The organism is Franzmannia qiaohouensis (assembly GCF_031451695.1).
Classification (GTDB): domain Bacteria; phylum Pseudomonadota; class Gammaproteobacteria; order Pseudomonadales; family Halomonadaceae; genus Franzmannia; species Franzmannia qiaohouensis.
Genome location: NZ_JARWAM010000014.1, coordinates 12,760 through 36,033 on the forward strand (window position 1 = coordinate 12,760; position 23,274 = coordinate 36,033).

The window sequence follows — 23,274 nt, forward strand, 5'->3', positions numbered from 1 at the left end:
GGTACTGCCAGCGTGATTGTCTGTTCATCGCATCGCAATCGACAGGAGGTCGAAACCATGTCCAGCCCTGAGCACAAGCAGAAGATATGGAAGATGATCAAGGATATCCAGGTCGGCATGCTGGTGACGCTCGACGGCGATATGCCGCGCGCCCGGCCCATGCACCTGGTTCAGAAGGAGTATGACGGCACCCTCTGGTTCTTCACCAAGCGCAGTGCCGAGAAGGTCTCGGAAACCAACCGCGACCATGACGTTTGCCTCAGCTTTTCCGACCAGGACAAGGGCGTATATGTGTCGCTGTCGGGCACGGCCAACCTGACCGATGACCGCGAGCTGATCGATAAGTACTGGAACCCCTTCATCGCGGCCTGGTTTACCGGCGGCAAGGATGACCCCGACATCGCCCTGCTGGAGATCGACGTGACCATGGGCGAGCACTGGAAGGCCAAGGAGAGCAAGGCGTTCCAGCTCTACGAGTTTGCCAAGGCCAACGTCAACAAAGACGCCACCCCGAACGTAGGGGAAAACGAGAAGTTCGGCGGCTGACAGCCCCATACAGACGGTTTTTGATGGATATGCCGGAATGGCGTCCTGCCATTCCGGTGCCCCCTTTCGCAACGCCCTCCCCGCTAGACGACAGCTGCTGACGCGCCGCTTGACAGCATTGTCGGGCGTGTACTTAGATGGGCGCATATTTAGATAGATCGGTCTATATAGGACATCCTCCGATGCCAGCCTCCAAGCGCGACCAGCTGCTCGCCACCGCCGAGCAGCTCTTCCATGAACAGGGCTTCCACGCCACCGGCATCGACCGCATCGTCGCGGCGGCCGGCGTGGTGCGCATGACGCTCTACAATCATTTCGCTTCCAAGGAGGCCTTGGTAATGGCCGTGCTGGCGACCCGCCATACGCGCTTCCTGGCTCACCTCGATGCCGCAACGGCCAGCGCCCCGCCGGGCCAGGCCGCCTCGGCGCTGGTGGAAGCACACGGCGACTGGCTGCAGCGCTACAGCCTGCATGGCTGCATCATGGCCAAGGCGATGGGCGAGTTCGCCGAGCACAGCGCCGAGATCCATGCCCTGGCAACGGCCGCCAAGACCGACTTGCTGGCACGCCTCGAAGATGCCGTGTCGCGCGACAGCCTGGAGCACCACGCCGGCCTGGCGCGGCATCTGTTCATGGTGCTGGAAGGCAGCAACATGGCGGTGGCCCTGCTGGGTGCCCAGACGGCCCTGGCAGACACCCGTGCCATGGTCGACACCCTGCTGGCGTCGGCCCGGAGCAATACCCCATGAGGCCCTTGTCGAACATGGGGTTTGCCCTGTTTGGTGCCGGGCTGATCGCCATCAGCTACGGGCTTGCGCGTTTCGCTTTCGGCCTGTTCGTGCCCTCCATCAGCGCCGAGCTGGACCTGACGGCCCACCGGGTCGGTATTATCGGGGCGCTGCCCTTCATCAGTTTCGTGCTCGCCACCCTGGTCGCGCCGCTCGCCGCGGAGCGCCTGGGGGCGCGCAACCTGGCGGTGCTCTCCGGCGGCTTCGGTGCCGGCGGCCTGACGCTGATCAGCCAGGCCGCAGACGCGCTGTGGCTGGGTGCCGGGGTGTTCATCTGCGGCATCTGTACCGGCTTGATGATGCCGGCACTGACCACCGCCATGCAGGCCATGGTGAGCCGCACGATGCACGGTCGCGTCAGTTCGGTCATGAACGCCGGCACCAGCATCGGCATCATCGTGGCGGTTCCCACCGTGGTGTTCCTGTTCGATGCCTGGCGCTTTACCTATGCCATGTTTGCCGTGCTGGCGGGCGTCGGGGTCGTGGCGGCGTGGTTCTTCATCCCCTCGGTGTCGCGGATCGTGCCCGCCAACGCTGTACCGCCGCCGCCGATCAATCGACAGCAGTGGTCCCGCCTCACCCGGCTGACGCTGTTCGCCTTTGCCATGGGCTTTGTGTCGGCGCCCTACTGGCTGTTCGCGCCGGACCTGGCGGTGACCCTCGGCGCCCTCTCCCCCGGACACACCGGCTGGCTGTGGTTCGCCGTGGGCATCGCCGGCCTCGGGGGGGCCATGGTGAGTGACCTGGCCGACCGCAATAACCCGCCGATCACCCAAGCCCTGATGCTGATGATGCTGGCCGCGAGCCTGGCGCTGCTCGCCGCGAGCCCGGGGCAGCTGGGGTTGGCGATCTTCTCCGCGCTGGTCTTCGGCCTGGCCTATATGAGTCTCACCGGGCTGTACCTGATGACCGGCATCCGCCTGCTGCCGGGGCGGCTCTCGATGGGGCCTGTGTTGCCCTTCATGGCGGTAGCGCTCGGCCAGGCGGTTGGTTCTCCGGTCATCGGTGCACTGGTCGATAGGCTCGGCTATGCCGATGCCTTTGCCATCTTCGCGATGGTCGGCATCCTGGCGTCGATGCTATCGCCGATCTACCCGGGCCATATCGACTACTGGGCAGACTGGACGGAGGAAACGCCAGAAACGGCACAAGAGGAACCACCCGCGGTGGAAGATACCGGCCTGCAGGCGGCGTATGACCAGCAGTTGGTGGATGAGAACGGCGATCCGGTGGAGCCGGCGGTGGAAGAGGACGAGACGAACTAGAGGCTGGCTGTTCGGCCACGATCGGGCCGCACCAAGCGGTTCGATCCGCTCCACCTTGTGCCGCATGGGGTAAGCTGGCATCGTCACCCGGACATCATTGCCGGCTGACAACAAGGAGCGACCGTCATCATGTTTATCGCCATGAACCGTTTTCGGGTCAACCCCGAGCGGGTGAAGGAGTTCGAGCAGATCTGGCTGGAGCGGGAAACCCATCTGCAGGGCCTGCCCGGTTTCGTCGAGTTCCATATGCTGCGCGGCCCCGAGGAGGAGGATCACGTGCTCTACGCCTCCCACACCATCTGGAAGTCGCGCGAGGATTTCGAGGCCTGGACGCACTCCGAGGCGTTCCGCGCCGCCCACGCCAACGCCGGTCAGAGCCGCCGCGAGGGGCTCTACCTCGGCCCGCCGAAGTTCGAGGGTTTCGAGGTCATTCAGACCATCAGCGAAGCGGGCGAGGCTTAAGGTACGAGGCGTTTGGACAATCAGCGCGACGCACCCAGCAGTGGAAGGCAACTCTCCTCGATATCACGCAAGGCGTACTGCGCCATGCGTTGCCACGCTTCGTCGCTATCACCTCGATACGACAGCCGTTGCTCGCAGGCTAACGTGTTGTTGTCGTTCAGATCCAACACCGCCAGATTTGCCCTTCCAATCAGCGTGCTCACCTTGTGAACCTCGCCGATAAGGAGATATTGCGCGCCACTGGCCATGGCCTGCCCTACAAGAGCGTCCAGGCCTGGGCTGCGGTGCGTACAGCGCTCCATCTCGCAGGTAAGGTCCACCAGCGTGATCTCTGGGTTCCCGGCAAGCCCCGCGTGCAACGTCTCATTGAGGGACGACAGTCGCGCTTCATGCGCGGCGCTTTGATCGTCGACTTCACCAGAGGTGTCACGGAAATCGAAGTGAGCCAAGGCCAGGGTCGCTTTACCGGTATCGGCAAGCACCATCGATGCCATCAGCATCGTGATGACCAGAAGCAGGAAATGGCTTCCGCGCGCCATCCAGCGATAACCGCTATGTGGGGTCATGACGCCTCCCGAGTGGAACCTTTGCAACATGCGCCTGGCAAGTAGGCCAGCCCTTCTTGCCAACCTGGCCCGCCCGATGGAGATGGCTAGTTTTAGTCTTAGCGTATGATCGGCTTTACGGCCATCATTGGACTGGTGGGGCGGCCTAACCAGATCTTCGCCAGCGCCGACTTCGATGGAAGTGACTGGGTGATTCGGATTGCTGGAAAAGCGGTGGTCGTTGGCACCGGCATGCTGAAAAGCGCGCCAGGCAAGAGCGACAATTCCCGCTAATGCTGAAGCGAGACCAGTGTCAATCGCAGCCCATGTGCTGACGGTAGCGCTCGGGATCGTGGCCATCGGGCACGTTGTCGCAGGGGTCGCCCTGCTGGTTGGTATAGCCGCGCAGTAGGTTATATCGCGCCACCTGGTCGTCATCGAGAATCGGCAGCGTGTCGAGGTGGGTAGCCAGGTGCACGAAGCGTAGTTCGGCCCGTGCTTCCTCGGCGTCGGCGAGCCGCTGGCGAAGTCCCTCCTCGTCCAGGCTGCGTTCGGCAAAGCCCTTCTCGATGGCGCGCTCGGCCTCTATCAGCCGCTCACCGGCGGGAATCGCGGCCTCGCGCATGCGTTCGAACAGCGCTTCGACTTCCGCCACCTGCCCATCCGTCAGGGGAATCTCGTCGCTCAGCTCGAGCAGATGCGCCGGCCCCGGCACGCCATTCAACTCGGCCGGCAGCGCCAGGCCCCAGCCGCCGCCGCGGCGCAGCTCTTCGATATCGTCCTGCGACAGGGTCTTGATCTCACGCTCCTCGAGGCCGGCGTAGGATGAGTGATGTTGGTGCTGCTCAGACGCCAGCGCGAAACCAGCAAGCAGCAGCGCGGGCAACATAGCGAGAAAGCGTCGGGGCATGGCGTTCACCTCAGAGTGTAATGGGCGCACAATACTGCGGACACGTGGCGTCTAGGCCGATGTCGATTACCACTAGGCGGCATCGAGCGGTGTGATACGCGCCACCTCATCCTTTAGGCTCGCGGCGGGCACCCAGAGGTCGCGAGGCTTCCGGAAACTTGGGCAACTCATCGCCGAGATCGAACCACTCAGCCTTGGACGACACCCAGCCGTGGTAGCGCTTACTCGGCGTTACCGGTGTATCCAGGGTGCCAAGCCGCAGCCGCTTGGCCTCGGGCCTGTCGTCGCGGGCACTATACAGCGGGCTGCCGCACACCGAGCAGAACACCCGCGCCTTGTTCGGCGTGGCGCGGTACTCCGTCAAGTATTCCGCGCCCTGGGTGATACGGAAGTCGGCCGAGCGAATCGGCGCCACGGCGACAAAGGCAGAGCCCTGCGCTTTCTGGCACTGCTTGCAGTGGCACATGGAAACTTCGTCGATCTCGGCGCTGACTTCGTAGCATATCTTTCCGCAAAGACAGCTTCCGTAGAGCATCACACATCCTCCTGGTGGCCTTGTGTCACGATACCCATTTCGGCCTCGAGTGCCACTTTTCCTGCCTATGAGAATTGTGCGGATGCAGGGTGGCATATGGTTGGTAAAAACCTCGCTGTGTCGTGACTACGCAGGCCGGGGACGTTTCCCGACCTGCGCTTATTTGGCCAGCGCCGAGACTAGCGGGACCGCTGTTCAAGGAGATACCCCATGTGGCAAGGACTCCCGAGGCGCGCCCGTGGCTACCTGATCACCGGCGCCGGGGTGCTGTTGCTCTCCCCGGATGCCCTCTTCGTCAAGGACACGCAGGTCGAGGTGGAGGTCTTCGTGTTCTGGCGGGCTCTGCTGCTGGGCGTGGTGCTGGGCATGGTAGCCCTGGCCCGCTATGGCCGCGGGCTGCCCGGAGCAGTGCGCGCCTGTGGCTCGGCGGCAGTGTGGTGCCCACTGGCCTTTGCCGGCAGTGCCTGGGGCTTCGTGGCGGCAGTACGGCTGACCGCCGCCGGCAACGTGCTGGTGATCCAGAACCTGGCGCCCCTGGTGGCGGGGCTGCTGGGCCTGCTGCTATTTGGTCAGCGCCTCAGAATACAGACCTGGTTAGTGATCGTGCTCTGCGTACTGGGGGCGGGACTGATGGCCGCCGGTGAGATGGGACAGGGCTCGCCGCTGGGGATGGTGGTGGCCCTGGCAATCCCGCTGACGATTGCCGTCAACATGACCGTGGCAAGCGCCCAGCGCGGCGTGGATACCACCGTGATCCTGCCCCTGGGCTGCCTGGTGATGCTGCTGCCCGCCCTGGCCCTGGGCGGCATGCAGCTACCTCCTATGCAGGATCTGCTGCGCCTGCTGCTGATGGGGCTGGTGTTCCTGCCCGCGGCTTACTACCTGATCCAGACCGGGCCCCGCTACCTGACCGGCGCCGAGGCCAGCCTGGTGATGCTGCTGGAGACCCTGGTGGGGACCCTGCTGGTGTGGTGGTGGGTGGGCGAGGTGCCGCCGCCACTGGCCTTCGTTGGCGGTGGCCTGATCCTCGCCGCCCTGCTCGGCAGTGGCCTGCTGGACCTGCTACGTCAGCGCCGCAAGGTGGCCGACGGCGCCCCGGACCCGCAGCGGATTCTCGCCGAAACCGATCAGTGAGCCACACGTCCTGGCTGTCGCCGTTTCCCTCACGAAGCACTACGACGGCGATCATGACGAAACGGGGCAGCTGGAGCAGCCGCCGGTAGTTGGCTAGACGCCATCGTTAATCTGCGCCCTACGCATGCTGGCCTGGGTGTCCGGCGCCTTCATCAGGTCGATGAAGGCGCGCAGCGCCGCGGGCACGTGGCGATGCCCGGGATAGTAGAGCATCAAGCCGGGGTACGGCGGGCTCCATGCTTCCAACACCGCAACGAGCTGGCCCGTGGCGAGCCGGTCGCGGGCCGCAACCTCAGGAACGAAGGCGATACCGAGGCCGTCGGCCGCCGCGTCGACCATGAGGCCGATATCGTCGAGCGTCAGGGTGCCGGGCACATCGATGGCGATCTCCTGCCCTCGGCGTTCGAACTCCCAGCGGTATCGCTTGCCGCTGGGCAGCCGTTGGCGAATGCAGTGATGCTTGTGTAGATCGTCGGGCACCTTGGGCGTGCCGAAGCGGTGCAGGTAGTCCGGCGAGGCCACGGCGAGGAATCGCAAGTCATCGCCCAGCTTCACCGCAATCATGTCCTGGGGCACCGCCTCCCCCAGCCGGACCCCGGCATCGAACCCCTGCTCGACGATATCGACGAGCCGCCCTTCGCTGACGAGGTCGAGCTCTACCGCGGGGTATTGGCGCAGGTAGGCGGGAACGACATGGGCTATCAGCAGCCGGATCGCCTCCTTGCCGGCATTGATGCGCAGCTGACCGCTGGGTTCGCCGCGGTCGTCGGCGAGCGTATCCAGCGTGGCATCCAGCTCCCTCAAGGTCGGCGTTATGCGCGCCAGAAACCGACTGCCGGCATCGGTCAGGGTGACACTCCGGGTGGTGCGGTGTAACAACCTGACGCCCAGCTGCTCTTCCAGATGTCTCATGCGGTGGCTCAATGCCGAGCGCGAGACGCCGATGAGATCGGCCGCGCGGCGAAAGCTCCGCTCGGCGGCTACCACCGCAAAGGCATCGAGGTCGGCCAGTGTCGGCTTGGTCATTGGTGAATTCCTCTCACGTCATCATCCCATACTAGACGACTTCTGCTTTCCAATCGGGAGTACCACCATGAACTGGCCAACCCACCCGCTAGGAAGGAACAGAACGATGAGCAAAACATGGTTGATTACCGGAGCCTCCTCAGGTCTCGGCCGACTGATGACCGAACAGCTACTGGCACGCGGCGATCGCGTGGTCGCCACGCTGCGCCGGGAGGGCGTACTCGACGCGCTGCAGCAGGCACATGGCGAACGCCTGTTGGTGCTGACACTCGACCTGACCGATGTACCGCGGATCCGCGAGGTTACTCGCCAGGCCTTCGAGCGCATGGGCAGGATCGATGTGGTGGTGTCCAACGCCGGCTATGGCCTCTTCGGCGCCGCCGAAGAGCTCAGCGACGAGCAGATAGACCACCAGATCACCACCAATCTCACCGGCTCGATCCAACTGATCCGGGCGGTACTACCCCACCTGCGCGCCCAGGGCGGCGGGCGCATCGTACAGGTCTCCTCGGAAGGCGGCCAGAAAGCCTATCCCAACTTCTCGCTCTACCACGCCACCAAGTGGGGCATCGAGGGGTTCGTCGAATCGACGGCCCAGGACGTGGCGCCGCTCGGGATCGATTTCCTGATTGTGGAACCGGGCCCCACCGCGACCGACTTCGCCACCGGGCTCGTGCACGGAACGCCCATGGAGGCCTATGAGGCAACGCCGGCGGGCGACGTCAGGCGTGCCGTGGCGGATGGCAACTTCGAGATAAAGGGTGATGCCGCCAGAACGGTAGACGCCATGATCGCCGCCGCCGACCAGACGAATCCACCCTTGCGGCTGGCGCTCGGCAGCTCGGCGTATACCGGCATCAAGCAGGCGCTGGAAGAACGGCTCCAGGCGCTTGAGGCACAGCGTGCAGTGGCGCTTTCGGCTGACACTGATTGACTCCAGCGTCGCTGGAGCCAACGAACCGGCTGCCAGAACAGCGATGCTGGCACTAGCAGAGTCATGTGTGAGAGCCATCCTGGAGCCCCCCGAGTACGGCCCAGCCCCGCGCCGTCAGCGCGAGCTGGCGGTGGGGCCACTCCTGATGGGTGGCGCTGATGGCAAGCAGCGGCTCTGGTGCATCGATCAGCGGTTGCAGCAGCCACCAGAACATCAGGTCGCCCAGGTAGGGCAGCGGCTCGTACTCGCGCATCAGATAGGAGAACGCCTTGCCCACCGGCAGCGGGCCGTGGTCGCGTACGATCTCGAGCGTCAGTCGTTCCGTCAAGCCTAGGCCAGTGTCTGCGGCGGGCCGCTCCTGCAGGTGCCGGGCCAGCGCGCGGCCCATCATCGGCAGGGCCGGCGTGCCGGTGGCGGCCAGTGCCTGTAGCGCTTCGGGGCTTTCGGCAGTGAGTGCCTGCCAAGCCCGAGTGCCCAACTCGAGCAATGGCGTCTCAACGGGGCGGCGCTGCCGCCACAGCCAGGCGAGCAGATCCGGGGCGAGCTGGCCGATGCCGATAAAGCGTTCCACGCCGGGCACTGACTCCACCGCCACCAGCTCGATTCTGGCCTTCGGTGGGTCCGCATGCAGCCGGTGCAGCAGGTAGGCTAGGATCAACTGGTCGTAGCTATCGTGCTCGAACCACAGCACCAACCGCTCATAGCGCCTGAGTTGGTCCAATGCCTCGTAGCCTTTGCGCAGCCGGGCCAGTGCATCACGCTCAGCCATGCCGGAAACCTCCGCCAAAAAGCTGGCACGCATGCGCATCAGCGCCTCGGGCGAAAGATCCTGCAGCGGGCCGATGCAGAACGGATCGGAGAACTCGAGGAAATCACCCTCGAAGCCGGCGGTAGGCAGGGTGTGCTCGATATCCGAGCCGCAGCGTAAATGCAGCGTGTCCATATCGCTGTCACCGCACTCGCGCAATAGCAGCCGCGAGGCGTCAAGCGATTCGATATGCACCTTGAGCCTCGGCCAACTAGGGAAACCGCACTCACGGGCGATGACAAACTGAGCATCCGCGAGCTTCAGCGGTGCCTCGCGCGGGGGGATCTGCTGAAGAATTCGTGCCAGGGCGGCAGGCTCGTCGGCACGTGCCGCCTTGAGCAGCTCCTTGGCACGCTTGCGCTGCTGTTCGAGATTGAAACGGCCGTGTGACGTGGCGTCACGCCGGGGGAGCGTGGACATACGATTCCCTCCATGCGCCTGTGTCCGCCGGGCAGGCCGGGAGTCGTATGGAATCCGTGATGTGAAGCGATGGGCGCAGCCCTTTCCGCGGACGGGGACGCCTTGCGGCGCTGCCCTTAGCCTCTCCGAAAAACACAGGAGCGTCAATCCAGCCTGGTTTGAGAGGCCGCTATGGCTTATAGCGTGTCAGCGCGATACCGCAGGCGATCAGCCCGGAGGAAATGAACCGCCAAACCCCGAAGCCTTCTTTCAAGATAAAGGTGGAGATCAGCGCAGCGAACAACACGCCAGTTTCACGCAGGGCCGAGACCATGCCGAGTGGTGCGTAAGCCATCGCCCAGATGACGATCCAGTACGCCCCCACCTGCATTCCGCCGCCAAGTGCTGCAGGCACCAGATTTCCGCAGACAACAGCTTTTATGGCCTTGTGCTTCCAGGTACTTGCAATGAGAAACGTCAGCAGTCCATTGCCGATGGTCAAGCACACGGCAAAACCCAGCACCGACCCCGCCTGGCGTGCGCCAAGGCCGCCTACCAGTGTGTAGGACGCGATTAAAGCACCTGTGCCAAGAGCCAGCAGAATCGCCCGGGGATTCCTGGTGAGGCCCGTTCGGGTATCGAGTGACAAGGACATCACGCCGACCGCCAGGAAGAGCACCCCGAGCATCGGCAGAAAACCCAATAGTTCTCCCGCAAACACCGCAGCCCCCAGGGTAACGAGCAGCGGCGCAGACCCACGGGCGATGGGATAGACCTGGCCAAAATCGCCATGCTGATAGGCCATGGGCAAAGAGAAGTGATAGGCCGTGTGTATCAAGATGGCCAAGGCGAGAAGTGGCCAACTCGCGGGATCCGGGAGCGGTACGAAGGGCAACGCAAACGCCGAGATGAGACTGCCGAATAGCGTGACCACTGCCATGACTGCAACCCTGTCGCCACCTACTTTGACGATCGCATTCCAACTTGCATTGAACAGCGCAGCCAGTAAGACGACCAGGGTGATTTCCAGGCTCATTCGTTAACTCTCTAGGCATTGGAGAGAGGCTTCGCGTCTATTGGACCAACCGCTCTTCGGCGACGCGATTCATCGCGATTAAGCGTAGCGCAATATACCTTTCCCAGCGTCTGCTGATAAAAGGGCATCAAAGTGTAGTCAGAAACGACGCCGCCCTGGCCGTGAACAGCCAGGGCGATGCTTCAGGCGTTCAGCCTGCCAGGGCATTCGAGAAGCTCAGGCCGACAGCGCCTGCATCTCGCGGTACAGGTCGGCCTTGCCCTCGAAGCCGATACCGGGAAGGTCGGGGAGCGTGACGAAGCTGTTTTCCACGCGCACACCGTCAGGAAAGCCGCCGAAGGGCTGGAACAGGTCGGGGTAGGACTCATTGCCGCCAAGGCCCAGGCCAGCGGCGATGTTGAGCGACATCTGGTGGCCGCCGTGAGGAACGCAACGGCTCGCCGACCAGCCATGCTCCTTGAGCATATCGAGGGTGCGCAGGTATTCGACCAGGCCATAGCTCAGCGCACAGTCGAACTGCAGCCAGTCGCGGTCGGGGCGCATGCCGCCGTAGCGGATCAGGTTGCGCGCGTCCTGCATCGAGAAGAGGTTCTCGCCGGTGGCCATGGGGTTGGTGTAGAAGCTGCGCAGGGTCGCCTGCAGCTCGAAGTCGAGCGGGTCGCCGGGCTCTTCGTACCAGAACAGGTCGTACTGCGAGAGCGCCTTGGCGTAGGCGATTGCGGTCTCCAGGTCGAAGCGGCCGTTGGCATCCACGCACAGCTTCTGGCCGTCCTGCAGCACCTCCATGACGGCGTCGATGCGGCGCAGGTCCTCCTCCAGGGAGCCGCCGCCTATCTTCTTCTTGACCACACTGTAGCCGCGGTCCAGATAGCTGCGCATCTCATCCTGCAGCTTGCGGTAGTCTTGTCCCGGGTAGTAGTAGCCACCGGCGGCGTAGACGAACACCCGACGGTCGGGCTGGCCGTTGCCGTAGCGTTCGGCCAGCAGCTGGAACAGCGGTTTTTCTTCGATCTTGGCCACGGCGTCCCACACCGCCATGTCGATGGTGCCCATGGCAACCGAGCGCTCGCCGTGCCCGCCGGGCTTCTCGTTGATGAACATGGCATCCCAGATCTTGTGCGGATCGAGATTGCTGCCGCTGGCATCGAGCAGGGCTTCCGGGTCGGCCTCCATCACCCGGGGGATGAAGCGCTCGCGCATCAGGGTGCCCTGGCCATAGCGCCCGTTGGAGTTGAAACCGTAGCCCACCACCGGCTTGCCATCGCGCACCACGTCGGTGATGACGGCCACCAGGCTCAGCGTCATCTTGCTGAAGTCGATGTAGGCGTTGCGGATGGACGAACTGATGGGAACGGTCTTTTCGCGAATCTCGACGATCTTCATACTTGGCCTCCAAGGGTTACCACGTCTAGCCATGATCGTCCCACCGAGAGGCTCCCCGCCAATGCTCAATTTCGCTGATGTCATGCACGGGACGAACCGACCGTGAACCTGATCTGGCTCGAAGACTTCCTGGCCCTGGCGCCAACGGGCAACTTTTCCCGCGCGGCGGAGGAGCGTCACAGCTCCCAGCCGGCGTTCAGCCGCCGCATACGGGCGCTGGAAGCATGGGTCGGCGCCGAGCTATTCGACAGAAGCACTCAGCCCGCCAGACTGACGGAGGTTGGCGAGTGGTTTCTCGGGGTGGCGCAGGATCTGCTGGCACGGGTCTCACGGGTGCCGGGCGATGCCCAGCGGGTCGCCGAAGCCAGCTCGGTGACGCTGCGCCTGGCCTCTACCCACGCGCTCTCCTTCACCTTCCTGCCACGCTGGTTGCGCGGCCTGGAGTCGACCACGGCACTAGCGTCGGTGCAGCTGATGTCGGATGTGCTGCAGCGCTGCGAAGCGCTGATGCAGGAGGGCAAGGCCCAGTTCGTGCTGAGCCATGCCCACGCGCAGGCGCCGGGTGCGTTGGATGCGGATGCCTACCTCGCCATCCAGGTCGGCGACGACGAGTTGATCCCCGTCTGCTCACCCGACGAGCAAGGCGGAGCCCGCCACCTACTGGGCGCCGAGGCCAGCGTGCCGCTGCTGCAGTACAGCGAGGAGTCGGGCCTGGGGCGTATCATCCGCTCGGTATTCGACCAGCGCCTGGCGGCCACGCACACGGCCTTCACCGCCCATGCCGCCTCGGTACTGCGCACCATGGCGTTGGATGGCCACGGCGTCGCCTGGCTGCCGCGCACCCTGGTCGAGGACGACCTGGACGCGGGAAGGCTGGTGGCGGCCGGCGACGCGGAGTGGAGCCTCCCCGTCGCCATCAAGCTCTACCGCGAGCGTGAACTCAGCGGCCGAGCGGCGCAGGCGCTCTGGCAAGCCGTGACGATCCAGCACGCCAGGGCGATCGATTAAGTCCATTCGCTCAAGCAGCGCGCCGGCACGCTGGAAACCGAATGCAAATCGCACGCGAAATTAATATCAAGACACTGAATTTAAAGGAAAAATTGACCAATAGCGCAATTCTCTCTAGGATGCACTACCTATACATCGTGCTAATGAAGGTAACCCCATGAAAGGCAACCAGAACATTATCGACGCCTTGAACGGCCTGCTCGCGGCAGAGCTCGCCGCCATGGACCAGTATTTCATCCACTCCGAGATGTATGCCGACTGGGGCTTCACCAAGCTCTACGAGCGCATCGCCCATGAGTTCGACGATGAGAAGGACCATGCCAAGCAGCTGATCGAGCGGATCCTGTTCCTTGAAGGCAAGCCCGACATGCACACCCGTACACCGGTGCGCGTGGGTCAGGACGTGGAGGAGATGCTCGGCAACGACCTGCAGCTCGAGTACGAGGTGGGCGACGCCCTGAAGGATGCCATCGCGCTGTGCGAGCGGGAGAGCGACTTTCAGACCCGCAGCGTGCTGCTGGGGCTGCTGGCCGACACCGAAGAGGACCACGCCTACTGGCTGGAGCAGCAGCTGCGCTTGATCAAGATGCTGGGCAGAGAGAACTACCTGCAGGCGCAGATGTAAGCCAGGACGCCTGGCGGCACTACCCGCCACCCGACTCTGAACGGCGGGTATCGCTAGCCGCCACTTGGCGCAGGGTGTCGACGAAGCGCGCCAGCGCCGGCGTCCAGGTGGCCGGCTGGGCGGCGGCGAAGTAGGTGTCGACCTGCGCAATGGGGGCTGGCAGTGCCAGGCAGTGAATCGCGAAGCGGTGTTGATGGGCCTCCACCGTGGTCCTTGGCAGCACGGTGTAGCCCATGCCGGCAGCGACGCATCCGAGCATGGCGTCCAGCGAGCCAAGGTCGAAGATCCTCGCCGCGCTGACGCCGCAGTAAGCCAGCAGCAGCTCGATACGCTGGCGATAACTGCAGCCCTGACGGAAAGCGAGAAAGGTCGCGGTCAACAACTCTTCGGTGCTGGGCATGGCCAGCATGGGGGTGGAGCTCACCAGCACCAGCTCTTCGCTGAACACCTTCTCGAGGTGGTAGTGAGGGTGATCGAGACGCCCCGCCACGAATACGCAGTCGACCAAGCCTTCCGTGAGCCGCTCGACCAGTGACGCCGTTGGGCCGGTCTGCAGCTGCAGATCGACCTCCGGATAGGCTCCATGGAAGGCGGCCAGGATGGGCGGCAGACGCAGCGCCGTGGTGGTTTCCATGGCGCCGATGCGTAGCCGGCTGCCGGCCACCTTGTCGCCCTTGAACAGCGATACCGCTTCATCGTGGGCGCTCAGCATGCGCTCGGCATACTCAGCCAGTGCCATCCCGGCCGTGGTCAGCCGGACGTGCCCGCTACGATGCACCAGCTGCACGCCCAGTTCATCTTCGAGCTTCTTGATATGCGCCGTGACGTTGGACTGCACCGTATGCAGCCGCTGAGCGGTCGCCACGAAACTACCGGTTTCCGCCACGCCCATTAACAGGCGCAGAGACTTGAGCTGCATGCGGCACCTCCTGCCGACACCTCTTGATCACATAACAAGATAGCCTATATCACGACAAATCATTATCCATGAATAACCGCCGCCACGTACTCTTGGGGTACTGCCGCTGATTCAGGACCGCCTTGCATGGTCGATAAGCGAGATATTCCCGCCCTGCTCACGGGCATCATGGCCACCCTCGCCGGGATCGGCCTCGCTCGCTTTGCCTACACGCCGCTCCTGCCGGCGCTTGTCGAAGCGCAGTGGTTCAGCGCCAGCGCTGCGGCCTATCTCGGGGCAGCCAACCTGCTCGGCTACCTGATCGGCGCACTCTCAGGCCACGTCCTCTCCGAACGCTACCCACCGCGGGCGCTGCTCGGCGTCTGTTTTGCGGCTATCGCCCTGAGTTTTGTGCTCTGTGCATGGCCTGCCGGCTTTGCCTGGTTCTTCGTCTGGCGGCTGGTCTCAGGCATCGCCGGGGCGATCCTGATGGTGGTCGGCCCGTCCCTGGCACTGACGGCCACACCGACAGGCCGGCGCGCCCATGTCGGTGGCCTGGTGTTTACCGGTATCGGCCTGGGGGTGCTGCTCTCGGCCTGGGTAGTGCCGCGGCTGCTCGAGACCAGCCTGATGGCGACCTGGATGGCCCTCGGCGTGCTGACTCTTGTCGCGGGGTTACTCGGCAACCGCGGCCTGGCGCGCCTGGCGATACCCGCGCCCGCTTCGCCCGAGCAAGCAGGCGCCCCCCGGGCACACCCCGGAGTGGCCATCGCCGTGCTGCTGGTGATAGGCGCCTATGCCCTGGATGGCGCGGGGTTCGTGCCGCATACGGTGTTCTGGGTCGACTACCTGGCCAGGGAGAACGCCCTCGGCCACTCCCCCGCCGCCCTGCAGTGGGGCCTGTTCGGGGTGGGGGCGGTGTGCGGCCCGCTGCTGGCCGGCGCCGTTGCCCGGCGGCTAGGCTGGCACCTTGGGCTGGCCCTGGCGTTCCTGGCCAAGGCCGCCGCGATTGCCCTGCCGCTGCTGTCGCTGGATCTGCTCAGCCGCTCGGCCTCCTCCTTCGTGGTCGGTGCCATGATCCCCGGCATCGTGGCGCTGACCTCCGGCCGGCTCGCCGAGCTGGCCGGCCCGGCGGCTCACAAGCGACTCTGGGGCCGCGCCACCGCGGCGTTCGCCGCGGCACAGGCGGCTTCGGGCTACGGCATGTCCGCCCTCTACGATGGGTGGGGCAGCTATACGCCACTCTTCGCCATCGGCAGCGTAATGCTGGCCGGCGGCTTCGCTCTGGTACTTCTAAGCCGTAGCCTGCAGGCACGCCACGGCGCTCTCTCCACCCCACCCAGGAGGCACTGATGGAACTCTTTCTCAACGCGACCTCGCCCTATGCCCGCATGGTTCGTATCACGCTGCTGGAGAAAGGCCTGGCCGAAGCGGTGACGCTGCGCTGGTGCGATCCCTGGGCCGATGATGCCGCGCTGCTGGAGACCAACCCCGCCGGGCGCATTCCGGCACTGATAACGGCGGACGGCACGGCGCTCAGCGAATCGCTGCTGATCGCCTTCTACCTCGAGGGGCAAGGCCCCGGAGAGCCACTGATTCCGTCAGCACGCTCGAGCGAGGTGCTGCATCTTGTCGGCCTCGGCCAAGGGCTGATGGATGCCGCCTTCACCACGGTGATCGCGCGCAAGCATCACGGCCACGAGGCCGACGACAGCGTGCTGGGGCAGCGCCGCCAGCGCGCCTTTCAGCGCATCCTGGACCAGTTGGAGCAGGAGCTCGACGAGGCCCAGGCGGCGTCGGCCATGACCCTTGGCAATATCGCCGTTGCCGTCGCGCTGGACTACCTGGCGTTCCGGCTGCCTGAGGTGGCGTGGGCCAAGGGCCGCCCCAGGCTAGCGGCCTGGCACCGCCAGATCGTCCGCCGCGAGAGCTTCACGCAGACGGCGTTTGCGTGAAGCACAGGCAGTTTTCGTAGCAAACCTAGGGCAGTGCCTCCAGGCCACGCAGAGCCTCGCGCACAATGGCATCGCGCTTGGGGATATCGTCCATGCGATTAGGGGTATCCATGTTGAGGGCGAAGAACACCGGCCCGCTGGGCCATTCGACCCAGCCCACCCACCAGGCCAGCTCGCCGGACCAGCCGGTCTTGGCGCGCAGGATCCAGTCGCGGCCGGCCTCGCCGATCATCAGGTCCTTGACCAGCCGCTGGTCGGCCTCGTCGAACGCTAGCTCGTTGCGATAGAGCTGCTGCAGGAAGCCGATCTGCTCCTCGGCGGAGACCTCCAGGTGGCCAGGGGCGAGCCAGAAGTTCTCGAGGTCGCTGCCTATCTCGGCGTTACCGTAGTCGATCTCTGCCAGGTAGCGCCGCTCGCTCTCCTCGCCCAGCTCCCGGGCGAAATGCTGATAGAGCCACACCGTCGAGTTGCGCATGGCAGAGCGCAGGGTCTGATCGGCGTTCCACGCCGCAGCGGTGCGTTCGGTGCCATCCCAGGCAAACACCTGAAACTCGTCGTCCGCCACGCCAGCATCCAGCGCAAACAGGGTGTGGGGCACCTTGAAGGTGGAGGCCGGCACGAAGCGCTGGCGTGCACGCTCGGCGTCATGCACCCAGGTCGCTTGGGCATCCTGACGCTGATCCACTATCAGCAGGGTGCCCTCGGCGCCATGTTCCTGAAACAGCGCCGCCCAGTCGTCCCGCTCCTGCCAGGTGTCGGCCATCGCGCCTAGTGGGGCCAGGCCCAGCACCAGGGCGCCGGCCAGTAAAAATTTTAGGGTCATGATTCCATCTCGCTGTCGTCGTTTTGATTCAGAAGCAGGCAATACGCTGCTGATGGCTAGATTAGTAGGTCGCGAAACGGCTCCACAAACTATGTTAACTTGCATCAGCCATAAACTGGATTTGGGCTATGACGAGACCTTATCTGCCGCTCAATGCCCTGCGCGCCTTCGAGGCTTCCGCCCGCCTAAGAAGCTTCACCCGCGCGGGTGACGAGCTGAACGTGACCCAGGCTGCCGTCAGCCATCAGGTCAAGCTCCTGGAACAGCGGCTGGGCGTGGTGCTGTTCAAGCGCCTGCCGCGAGGCCTGATGATTACCGCCGAAGGCGAGGCGCTGCTGCCGATACTGGGCGATGCCTTCGACCGCATGGCGGAGATGCTGGGGCGCCTGGAAGGCGGCCAGGTCAGGGAGATCATGATGGTTGGCGCGGTGGGTACCTTTGCGGTGGGCTGGCTGCTGCCACGTCTGGCCGAGTTCCAGGCACGCCACCCGCTTATCGATGTGCGCCTCTCGACCCACAACAATCGGGTCGACATGGCCGCCGAGGGGTTGGATTTCGCCATTCGTTTCGGCGACGGCGCCTGGTACGGCTGCGATGCCGAGCCGCTGTTCGAGGCGCCGCTATCGCCCCTCTGCACACCGAGAGTCGCGGCAACGCTGAGCGCCCCTGACGACCTGATGCAGCACACCCTGCTGCGCTCCTATCGCGAGAACGAGTGGCCCAGCTGGTTTGCCGCGGCGGGCATCCCCCACCCACCACCGCTGGTGAGAGGCATCACCTTCGATTCCTCCCTGGCGATGATGGAGGCGGCCACCCAAGGCGCGGGCGTGGCACTGGCACCGCCGCGGATGTTCGAGCGCCAACTGGCAACGGGCAACATCGTTCAGCCATTTGCGACCACCACGTCACTGGGCCGCTACTGGCTGACACGTCAGATATCCCGCGCCCCCAGCGCGGCAATGGCGACCTTTCGGGACTGGCTTCAGGATGCCGTGCATCAGGCCTATGGCGAGGCGGCCTGACCTTCGCTCGCCGACTTGTCGGAATACCTAGCCCGCCAACACCTGCGCCAGCTCGTGCCTATAGGCGGCTGCGTGCTGCGCCGGGTCGGCGGGAAAACGGCCAAGCGCTACCGCCAGCTCGAAGAAGCCCTGCCGCGGCAGATCGCCTCGGCGGCTGACAACCAGCGCCGCGATCAGCGGGCGACCGGCTGCCACGTCCTCGTGCATCAGGGCCTCCAGCGCCAGGGCAACGCGCTGGATGGTCCCCGGCGGCGTCAATCCCAGGGCCTCGGCGGCCTGCTGGTAGGTGATCGGCACGGCCTCGCTGGGCAGCTGGGTAAGCAGCGCGCGTAAGCGCGGTGCCAGCGTGGCTTCCTCGGTGGACATGTGTCTCGGCTCCAGGTCACGACAGAGTGGTCACCGCCGCTTGTCTCACAGCGGCAGATGCAGGATGGCGCCGCGCAGGCCGCGCTCATCGGCCCATAGTTTGCCCAGGGTGATGGGCAGGCGGAAGCGCCGCTTGCCGGCGGCACCGGGGTTGAACAGCAGCCGGCCATCCCGCCACTGGTTGCGCGGTTTATGGGAGTGGCCGTGGAGCACGGCGTCGCAGGGCGTGGCGGGGTCGAACGCCTCGAGGATATGCACCAGATGCAGGCGCCAGCCGTTGACGCTGAGGTCGTGGGTCATCGGCAGGGCCTCGGCCCAGGGCGCGGTGTCGATATTGCCGCGTACCGTGACCAGCGGGGCAAGCTCCCCCAGTCGTTCGAGGATGGCGGCGTCTTCGTCCCTGCTACCCACGTCGCCGAGGTGCAGAATCACGCCGCAGCCTTCGAGCATCGCCAACGCCTCGGGACGCATCAGGCCGTGGGTGTCGCTGATCACCCCGATGGGCCGTGCGCTGCTGATGGCCTGCATGGTCGACTCCTTCATACCCTTCCGGTAGCTCCGCTACCTGCCCAGTGGTGCAATGCACAATATGTCGTTTTACTACAACGAGGCGTGCGGCTAATGGCGCTTTGTGCAGTGCATGATCCTGGCCCATAGTGAAATCACGGTTCAGGACAGAGTATCGCTACCTCGATCCACTGACCTGACCCCAGCTACCAACTGAGCGCCATGCCTTATTTGATCCAGGCGCCAGAGCGAAGGTCTTGGAACGCTTGTGAACCTGTCGCAGTTGCAGCATTGGGCGCTTACCCGGCCCGGCATGAGTAGCTAAGGCACCAGAACGCCATCGTCGATGGCAACCCCAAGACGGGATGCTCCCGGGGGATGATGACCTTACACGAGGATTTAACCATGAACTGCACCCAACTGACCCAACAAGCCGACGCCATTGCCAACACCTTCAGCAAGCTGGACCTTGCCAAGCTGGTGGTTGCCCTGAAGGGCAACGGCGAGTCCCTGCAGCATGCCGTCGAGGTGCTCGACACCATCGACGCCTGCCAGGGCTACACCCTCGACCAGGCCTGGGATGAAGTCCGCACCGGCGAGGCCCCGCTACTGGCAGCCAGCGACGACTGACACTCCCTTACCGAGTCTCTCTTAGTATCAGTCTGCCCCCTCCCCGGAGGGGGCTTTTTGCTATCTCCACCATCACTTCCTGCCGCCCAGCCCCTGCCAGTCTTCAAGGTCCAGCTCGGGCTTCTCGGCGCGGAAGCGCGCATACAGCTCGATACCACGAGTGTCTTCCAGCACCTCCACCTCTACGCCCTTGCTGAGCAGCAAGGCTTCGGTGCCCGAGGCATTGGTGACATCGCCCACCACCACACGGGCAAAGCCGCGCATATGCACCAGGGTCGCGCAGATCTCGCAGGGGCTAAGCGACGTGAATAGCGTGGTGCGGCTGAAGTCGATGCGGCCGGCATCGCGGATCGCCGAGGTCTCGCCGTGGTGGTAGGGGTGGTTCTCCTGCACCAGGGTGTTATGGCCCTTGCCGAGAATCCGCCGCGTGTCGTTGTCGATGATCACCGCCCCAATCGGGCAGCCGCCCTCGTCGTAGCTCTTCTGCGCCAGCAGTACCGCCACCCGCATCAGGTCGGCGTCGCTCAGCCGCTTGGCGAAAGACGCATCCATCAACGCCGGCAGGCTGGCCGTTGGCATGTGCGCAATGGCGGTGAGTGCGGCGTCCGAGAGCTCCGCGTTTGCGTTGAGTAGCGTTTCCATCACATCTCCCAATAATCGAATAGCCACCCCGCCCGCGGGCCTGGGTGCCTATCAGGCTACTACATGCGTGGAGACGCGGCATGCAGCAGCCATTTCTCCCTGAAGGGAAAAACATGTCGTCCCATCGCGCTTTCCTTGCAATATGTCCCTATTGAGAAAATCATCGTTGATCGTGTGATTGCACGAACCGCCCAACGCAGCGCCACTCCGCCTGCCCCAGCCAAGAGACCTCCATGCGCAAGATTCTGCTCGTCGACAACGGCTCACTGCGCCCCCAGGCCGCCCTCAACCTGCGTCGCCTGGCCGATGAACTCAGCCAGGCCAGCGGCGAGGCCGTCGAGGCTGCCTCGCTGCTGCACTCCTACAAGATCCCCCCCGAGCAGCTCGACGGCCGCAAGGCGGTATCGATGGGCCCGCTGGCCGAACAGGCCGCCGCCCAGGGCGTCACCGAACTGGTGATCGTGCCGTTCTTCTTCGGCCCCAGCCAGGCATTGACCCGCTACCTGCCGGAGCGCCTGGCCGAGGTACAGGCCAGCCACCCCCAACTGAGCATCAAGGTAGCGCTGCCGCTGGTCGACAGCCAGGCGCCGCTGGACCTGCGCCTGGCCCAGCTGCTGGCGGACAACGTGCGCGAGCGTATGGCGGGCCTGTCGCGTCCCAAGGTGGTCCTGGTGGATCACGGCAGCCCAATTCCGGAGGTCACGGCGGTACGCAACTACCTCGCCGGCCAGCTCAGCATCCTGCTCGCCGAGGAGGCCAGCTGCGTCACCTTTGCCTCCATGGAGCGCCGCGACGGCGACGCCTACCGCTTCAACGAGCCGCTGCTGGAGACCCTGCTGGCCTCTCCCGCCATGGCCCAGGGCGACGTGATCCTGGCCATGCTGTTTCTCTCTCCCGGGCGCCACGCCGGCGAGGGCGGCGACATTGCCGAGATCTGCGAGCAGGCGATGGCTCACGCCCCCGCGCTCAACGTCACCACCACGCGCTTGGTGGGTGAGCACGACGGCATCATGGAGATTCTCGCTACCCGTCTGCAGCAGGGCCTGGCAGGCGAGCCGCTGCTGCTGGAGATGCCGGCATCAGGCGCTACTGCCTGAGCCATGACTGACGCGCGCCGCGTCAGGCGGCGCCGAGCGAGCCGGCATTGGCGACACCAGCTGCTGCCGGCACGCTGCGCCGGATAGAGGCAATATCCTTGCGCGGCGGCGCCCCGAACATCCGCGAGTACTCGCGGCTGAACTGCGATGGGCTCTGGTAGCCCACCGTGAAGCCGACGCTTGCCGCATCCGCCTGCTGGTTCAGCAGCAGGCGCCGCGCTTCCTGCAGGCGAATCTGCTTCTGGTACTGCAGCGGGCTCATCGCCGTGACCGACTTGAAATGGCGGTGAAGCGATGACGGGCTCATATTGGCTACCGCGGCCACGGTATCGATTCGTAGCGGATCGGCGTAGTGGCCGCGAATCCAGGTGATCGCCTTGCTGACCTGGGTCAGGTGGCTCTCACCCAGGGCGATCTGACGCAGCGCCTCGCCCTGCTCGCTGCGCAGCAGCAGATAGAGAATTTCGCGCTCGATCAGCGGCGCCAGGATGGCAATATCCTGCGGACGCTCGAACAGGCGTAGCAGCCGGGTCAGGGCATCCAGCAGTTGCGGCGACAGATGACACATTGCCATGCCCGAGCACGGGCGATTCGAGACCGGCTGCTCCGGCATGGCAAGCAGCAGCTCGGCCAACACTGTCGTATCGAGCCGCAGGGCACAGGCCAGATAGGGTTTCTCGGGGCTGGCTTCGATGACTTCGCCCGTGATGGTCAGATCCACCGAGGCAATCAGATAGTCACCGGCGCCATACTCGAAGCAGCGATCACCCAGCATGGTGCGTTTGCGGCCCTGCACGATAAAGCACAGCATGGGTTCGAAGATCGACGGCATGGCCGAGGTCGGCGCGTCCGCGCGATACAGCAGCACCCCGGGTATGGGTGAGGTACCGCACCCTTCACTAGTGTTCTGGCAGAACCGTTCAATCAGACCGCTAGCTTCTGAAAACGGTGGTATCTCCAGCGTCATGGCCATGCTCCTGTGCCCGTCGGAATATCAAGCTACCCCCGGGCAGTACCTTGCACAATCCTCAACCCCGCATATTGACAGGATCGTGCAAGGATCGCGGAGGATCTTCACAGCCGCGGCGTCACTTCATCTCGAAGCCGCGCTTGACCAGGAAGTCACGCATATGCGGGCGCAGCTTGGTATCGAACAGCGGCTGCAGGTTGCGCGACCAGTCGGTGTCCTTGTTGCCGCCGCTACGCTCGCTGTAGTAGCGGTTCATGGTGGCGTCGAAGGCCGCGACCTGGCCATCCTCCTCACGGTAGGTGTTCTCCATCAGGATCGCTTCCACCGGCAGGCGCGGCTTGACGTCAGGGTCCTGGGCCGGGTAGCCGAGGCACAGCCCGAACACCGGATAGACGTGATCCGGCAGCGCGAGCAGGTCGCTGATCTGCTGGGGGTTGTTACGAAGACCGCCGATATAGCAGATACCCAGCCCCTCGGACTCGGCAGCCACCACCACGTTCTGGGCCATGAGCGCGGCATCGATGCTGGCCACCAGCAGCTGCTCGGTCATACCCCGCACAACCTTGGCGCCGGTGCGCTCGGAGGCCTCGGTGGGGCGCTTCATGTCGGCGCAGAACACCAGGAAATCCGAGCAGCTGGCGATGTAGCCCTGGCCGCCGGCCAGCTCGGCGATCATCTCGCGCTTGGCCGGATCCGTAACATGGATGACGCTATAGGCCTGCACGTGGTTTGACGTCGCCGCCGCCTGCCCGGCACGGACCAGTTCCAGCAGCAGCTCGCGGGGAATCTTCTGGTCTGTGAACTTGCGAATCGAGCGGTGGGATTTCAACAGTTCGATGGTCGGATTCATGGGGCCTCGCTAAACATTGCGTTGCTAAGGATCAAGCCGATAGCCGCCAAGATACCACCCACACCTCCACTCTGGCATGCTCCCAATGCCGGCCTCGGCGGCAAGTACCC

The 23,274-nt window shown here is 64.5% G+C and carries 28 protein-coding genes; 14 read left to right on the forward strand and 14 right to left on the reverse strand.

Annotated features, from left to right (window positions below):
* Positions 1 to 57: 57 nt before the first annotated feature.
* The 4 genes from QC821_RS17200 to hmuQ all read left to right on the forward strand — a co-directional run bounded on the left by QC821_RS17200 (position 58) and on the right by hmuQ (position 3,061).
* A complete protein-coding gene (locus QC821_RS17200; protein WP_309724073.1) occupies positions 58 to 546 on the forward strand; it encodes a pyridoxamine 5'-phosphate oxidase family protein in 489 nt (162 codons plus the stop codon).
* Between the two features lie 182 nt (positions 547 to 728).
* Positions 729 to 1,295: a TetR/AcrR family transcriptional regulator gene (locus QC821_RS17205; RefSeq protein ID WP_309724074.1), complete on the forward strand. Its 567-nt coding sequence runs from the start codon at positions 729 to 731 to the stop codon at positions 1,293 to 1,295.
* Positions 1,292 to 2,599 (forward strand): MFS transporter, encoded by a 1,308-nt coding sequence (locus QC821_RS17210; protein ID WP_309724077.1) that lies wholly within the window; start codon positions 1,292 to 1,294, stop codon positions 2,597 to 2,599. Before QC821_RS17205 ends, QC821_RS17210 begins: the two co-directional genes overlap by 4 nt.
* A gap of 129 nt (positions 2,600 to 2,728) precedes the next feature.
* The gene (gene hmuQ / locus QC821_RS17215) at positions 2,729 to 3,061 is read left to right on the forward strand and encodes a heme-degrading protein HmuQ (RefSeq protein ID WP_309724079.1); all 333 of its coding nucleotides are present in this window, start codon (positions 2,729 to 2,731) and stop codon (positions 3,059 to 3,061) included.
* Positions 3,062 to 3,081: 20 nt separating this feature from the next.
* Here hmuQ and QC821_RS17220 read toward each other — a convergent pair whose 3' ends face one another.
* Positions 3,082 to 3,627, reverse strand: coding sequence for a DUF2380 domain-containing protein (locus tag QC821_RS17220; protein ID WP_309724080.1), 546 nt, complete (start codon positions 3,625 to 3,627; stop codon positions 3,082 to 3,084).
* A 105-nt stretch (positions 3,628 to 3,732) separates the two neighbouring features.
* Here QC821_RS17220 and QC821_RS17225 point away from each other — a divergent pair, with 105 nt between their 5' ends.
* Positions 3,733 to 3,900 carry a hypothetical protein gene (locus QC821_RS17225; RefSeq protein WP_309724082.1) on the forward strand — a complete coding sequence of 56 codons (168 nt, stop codon included), beginning with the start codon at positions 3,733 to 3,735 and terminating at the stop codon, positions 3,898 to 3,900.
* A gap of 19 nt (positions 3,901 to 3,919) precedes the next feature.
* Here the strand turns inward: QC821_RS17225 and QC821_RS17230 are convergent, their stop codons facing one another.
* Both QC821_RS17230 and QC821_RS17235 read right to left on the reverse strand, forming a co-directional pair.
* A complete protein-coding gene (locus QC821_RS17230; RefSeq protein WP_309724084.1) occupies positions 3,920 to 4,516 on the reverse strand; it encodes a hypothetical protein in 597 nt (198 codons plus the stop codon).
* A 106-nt stretch (positions 4,517 to 4,622) separates the two neighbouring features.
* Complete coding sequence (locus QC821_RS17235) at positions 4,623 to 5,051, reverse strand: GFA family protein (protein WP_309724086.1); 429 nt, start codon at positions 5,049 to 5,051, stop codon at positions 4,623 to 4,625.
* 210 nt (positions 5,052 to 5,261) lie between these two features.
* Between QC821_RS17235 and QC821_RS17240 the strand changes: the two genes are divergently transcribed.
* Complete coding sequence (locus QC821_RS17240) at positions 5,262 to 6,185, forward strand: DMT family transporter (protein WP_309724087.1); 924 nt, start codon at positions 5,262 to 5,264, stop codon at positions 6,183 to 6,185.
* 93 nt (positions 6,186 to 6,278) lie between these two features.
* Here the strand turns inward: QC821_RS17240 and QC821_RS17245 are convergent, their stop codons facing one another.
* Positions 6,279 to 7,211: a LysR family transcriptional regulator gene (locus QC821_RS17245; RefSeq protein ID WP_309724089.1), complete on the reverse strand. Its 933-nt coding sequence runs from the start codon at positions 7,209 to 7,211 to the stop codon at positions 6,279 to 6,281.
* Positions 7,212 to 7,317: 106 nt separating this feature from the next.
* Here QC821_RS17245 and QC821_RS17250 point away from each other — a divergent pair, with 106 nt between their 5' ends.
* On the forward strand, positions 7,318 to 8,145 hold the full coding sequence (locus QC821_RS17250) for an SDR family oxidoreductase (RefSeq protein ID WP_309724091.1): 828 nt from the start codon (positions 7,318 to 7,320) through the stop codon (positions 8,143 to 8,145).
* 61 nt (positions 8,146 to 8,206) lie between these two features.
* On the opposite strand, the gene QC821_RS17255 is transcribed toward QC821_RS17250, so the two are convergent.
* From QC821_RS17255 to QC821_RS17265, 3 genes are all read right to left on the reverse strand, one after another.
* Positions 8,207 to 9,373, reverse strand: coding sequence for a DUF1835 domain-containing protein (locus QC821_RS17255; protein ID WP_309724092.1), 1,167 nt, complete (start codon positions 9,371 to 9,373; stop codon positions 8,207 to 8,209).
* A gap of 169 nt (positions 9,374 to 9,542) precedes the next feature.
* The gene (locus QC821_RS17260) at positions 9,543 to 10,388 is read right to left on the reverse strand and encodes an EamA family transporter (protein WP_309724093.1); all 846 of its coding nucleotides are present in this window, start codon (positions 10,386 to 10,388) and stop codon (positions 9,543 to 9,545) included.
* Between the two features lie 216 nt (positions 10,389 to 10,604).
* A complete protein-coding gene (locus tag QC821_RS17265) occupies positions 10,605 to 11,771 on the reverse strand; it encodes a mandelate racemase/muconate lactonizing enzyme family protein (RefSeq protein WP_309724094.1) in 1,167 nt (388 codons plus the stop codon).
* A 102-nt stretch (positions 11,772 to 11,873) separates the two neighbouring features.
* Between QC821_RS17265 and QC821_RS17270 the strand changes: the two genes are divergently transcribed.
* Positions 11,874 to 12,779 (forward strand): LysR substrate-binding domain-containing protein, encoded by a 906-nt coding sequence (locus QC821_RS17270; RefSeq protein ID WP_309724095.1) that lies wholly within the window; start codon positions 11,874 to 11,876, stop codon positions 12,777 to 12,779.
* A gap of 157 nt (positions 12,780 to 12,936) precedes the next feature.
* The gene (gene bfr, locus QC821_RS17275) at positions 12,937 to 13,404 is read left to right on the forward strand and encodes a bacterioferritin (protein WP_076749084.1); all 468 of its coding nucleotides are present in this window, start codon (positions 12,937 to 12,939) and stop codon (positions 13,402 to 13,404) included.
* A gap of 19 nt (positions 13,405 to 13,423) precedes the next feature.
* Here bfr and QC821_RS17280 read toward each other — a convergent pair whose 3' ends face one another.
* Complete coding sequence (locus QC821_RS17280) at positions 13,424 to 14,323, reverse strand: LysR family transcriptional regulator (protein ID WP_309724097.1); 900 nt, start codon at positions 14,321 to 14,323, stop codon at positions 13,424 to 13,426.
* A gap of 126 nt (positions 14,324 to 14,449) precedes the next feature.
* On the opposite strand from QC821_RS17280, the gene QC821_RS17285 reads away from it, so the two are divergent.
* Positions 14,450 to 15,655, forward strand: coding sequence for a YbfB/YjiJ family MFS transporter (locus QC821_RS17285; RefSeq protein ID WP_309724099.1), 1,206 nt, complete (start codon positions 14,450 to 14,452; stop codon positions 15,653 to 15,655).
* Complete coding sequence (locus tag QC821_RS17290) at positions 15,655 to 16,257, forward strand: glutathione S-transferase N-terminal domain-containing protein (protein ID WP_309724100.1); 603 nt, start codon at positions 15,655 to 15,657, stop codon at positions 16,255 to 16,257. Before QC821_RS17285 ends, QC821_RS17290 begins: the two co-directional genes overlap by 1 nt.
* A gap of 25 nt (positions 16,258 to 16,282) precedes the next feature.
* On the opposite strand, the gene blaOXA is transcribed toward QC821_RS17290, so the two are convergent.
* Complete coding sequence (gene blaOXA / locus QC821_RS17295; protein WP_422720126.1) at positions 16,283 to 17,080, reverse strand: class D beta-lactamase; 798 nt, start codon at positions 17,078 to 17,080, stop codon at positions 16,283 to 16,285.
* Between the two features lie 128 nt (positions 17,081 to 17,208).
* On the opposite strand from blaOXA, the gene QC821_RS17300 reads away from it, so the two are divergent.
* Positions 17,209 to 18,102, forward strand: coding sequence for a LysR substrate-binding domain-containing protein (locus QC821_RS17300; RefSeq protein ID WP_309724102.1), 894 nt, complete (start codon positions 17,209 to 17,211; stop codon positions 18,100 to 18,102).
* A gap of 27 nt (positions 18,103 to 18,129) precedes the next feature.
* Here the strand turns inward: QC821_RS17300 and QC821_RS17305 are convergent, their stop codons facing one another.
* Positions 18,130 to 18,468, reverse strand: coding sequence for a hypothetical protein (locus tag QC821_RS17305; protein WP_309724106.1), 339 nt, complete (start codon positions 18,466 to 18,468; stop codon positions 18,130 to 18,132).
* Between the two features lie 45 nt (positions 18,469 to 18,513).
* A complete protein-coding gene (locus QC821_RS17310; protein ID WP_309724108.1) occupies positions 18,514 to 18,996 on the reverse strand; it encodes a metallophosphoesterase family protein in 483 nt (160 codons plus the stop codon).
* Positions 18,997 to 19,380: 384 nt separating this feature from the next.
* Here QC821_RS17310 and QC821_RS17315 point away from each other — a divergent pair, with 384 nt between their 5' ends.
* Entirely contained in the window at positions 19,381 to 19,605 is a 225-nt protein-coding gene (locus QC821_RS17315) for a hypothetical protein (RefSeq protein WP_095620128.1), read from the forward strand.
* A gap of 72 nt (positions 19,606 to 19,677) precedes the next feature.
* On the opposite strand, the gene QC821_RS17320 is transcribed toward QC821_RS17315, so the two are convergent.
* Positions 19,678 to 20,247, reverse strand: a complete 570-nt coding sequence (locus QC821_RS17320) for a nucleoside deaminase (RefSeq protein ID WP_309724112.1) — start codon at positions 20,245 to 20,247, stop codon at positions 19,678 to 19,680.
* 233 nt (positions 20,248 to 20,480) lie between these two features.
* Between QC821_RS17320 and QC821_RS17325 the strand changes: the two genes are divergently transcribed.
* Positions 20,481 to 21,344 (forward strand): sirohydrochlorin chelatase, encoded by an 864-nt coding sequence (locus QC821_RS17325; protein WP_309724114.1) that lies wholly within the window; start codon positions 20,481 to 20,483, stop codon positions 21,342 to 21,344.
* 22 nt (positions 21,345 to 21,366) lie between these two features.
* Here QC821_RS17325 and QC821_RS17330 read toward each other — a convergent pair whose 3' ends face one another.
* Both QC821_RS17330 and nfsA read right to left on the reverse strand, forming a co-directional pair.
* Positions 21,367 to 22,311, reverse strand: coding sequence for an AraC family transcriptional regulator (locus tag QC821_RS17330; protein WP_309724116.1), 945 nt, complete (start codon positions 22,309 to 22,311; stop codon positions 21,367 to 21,369).
* Positions 22,312 to 22,432: 121 nt separating this feature from the next.
* On the reverse strand, positions 22,433 to 23,164 hold the full coding sequence (nfsA, locus tag QC821_RS17335; RefSeq protein WP_309724118.1) for an oxygen-insensitive NADPH nitroreductase: 732 nt from the start codon (positions 23,162 to 23,164) through the stop codon (positions 22,433 to 22,435).
* Positions 23,165 to 23,274: the final 110 nt, after the last annotated feature.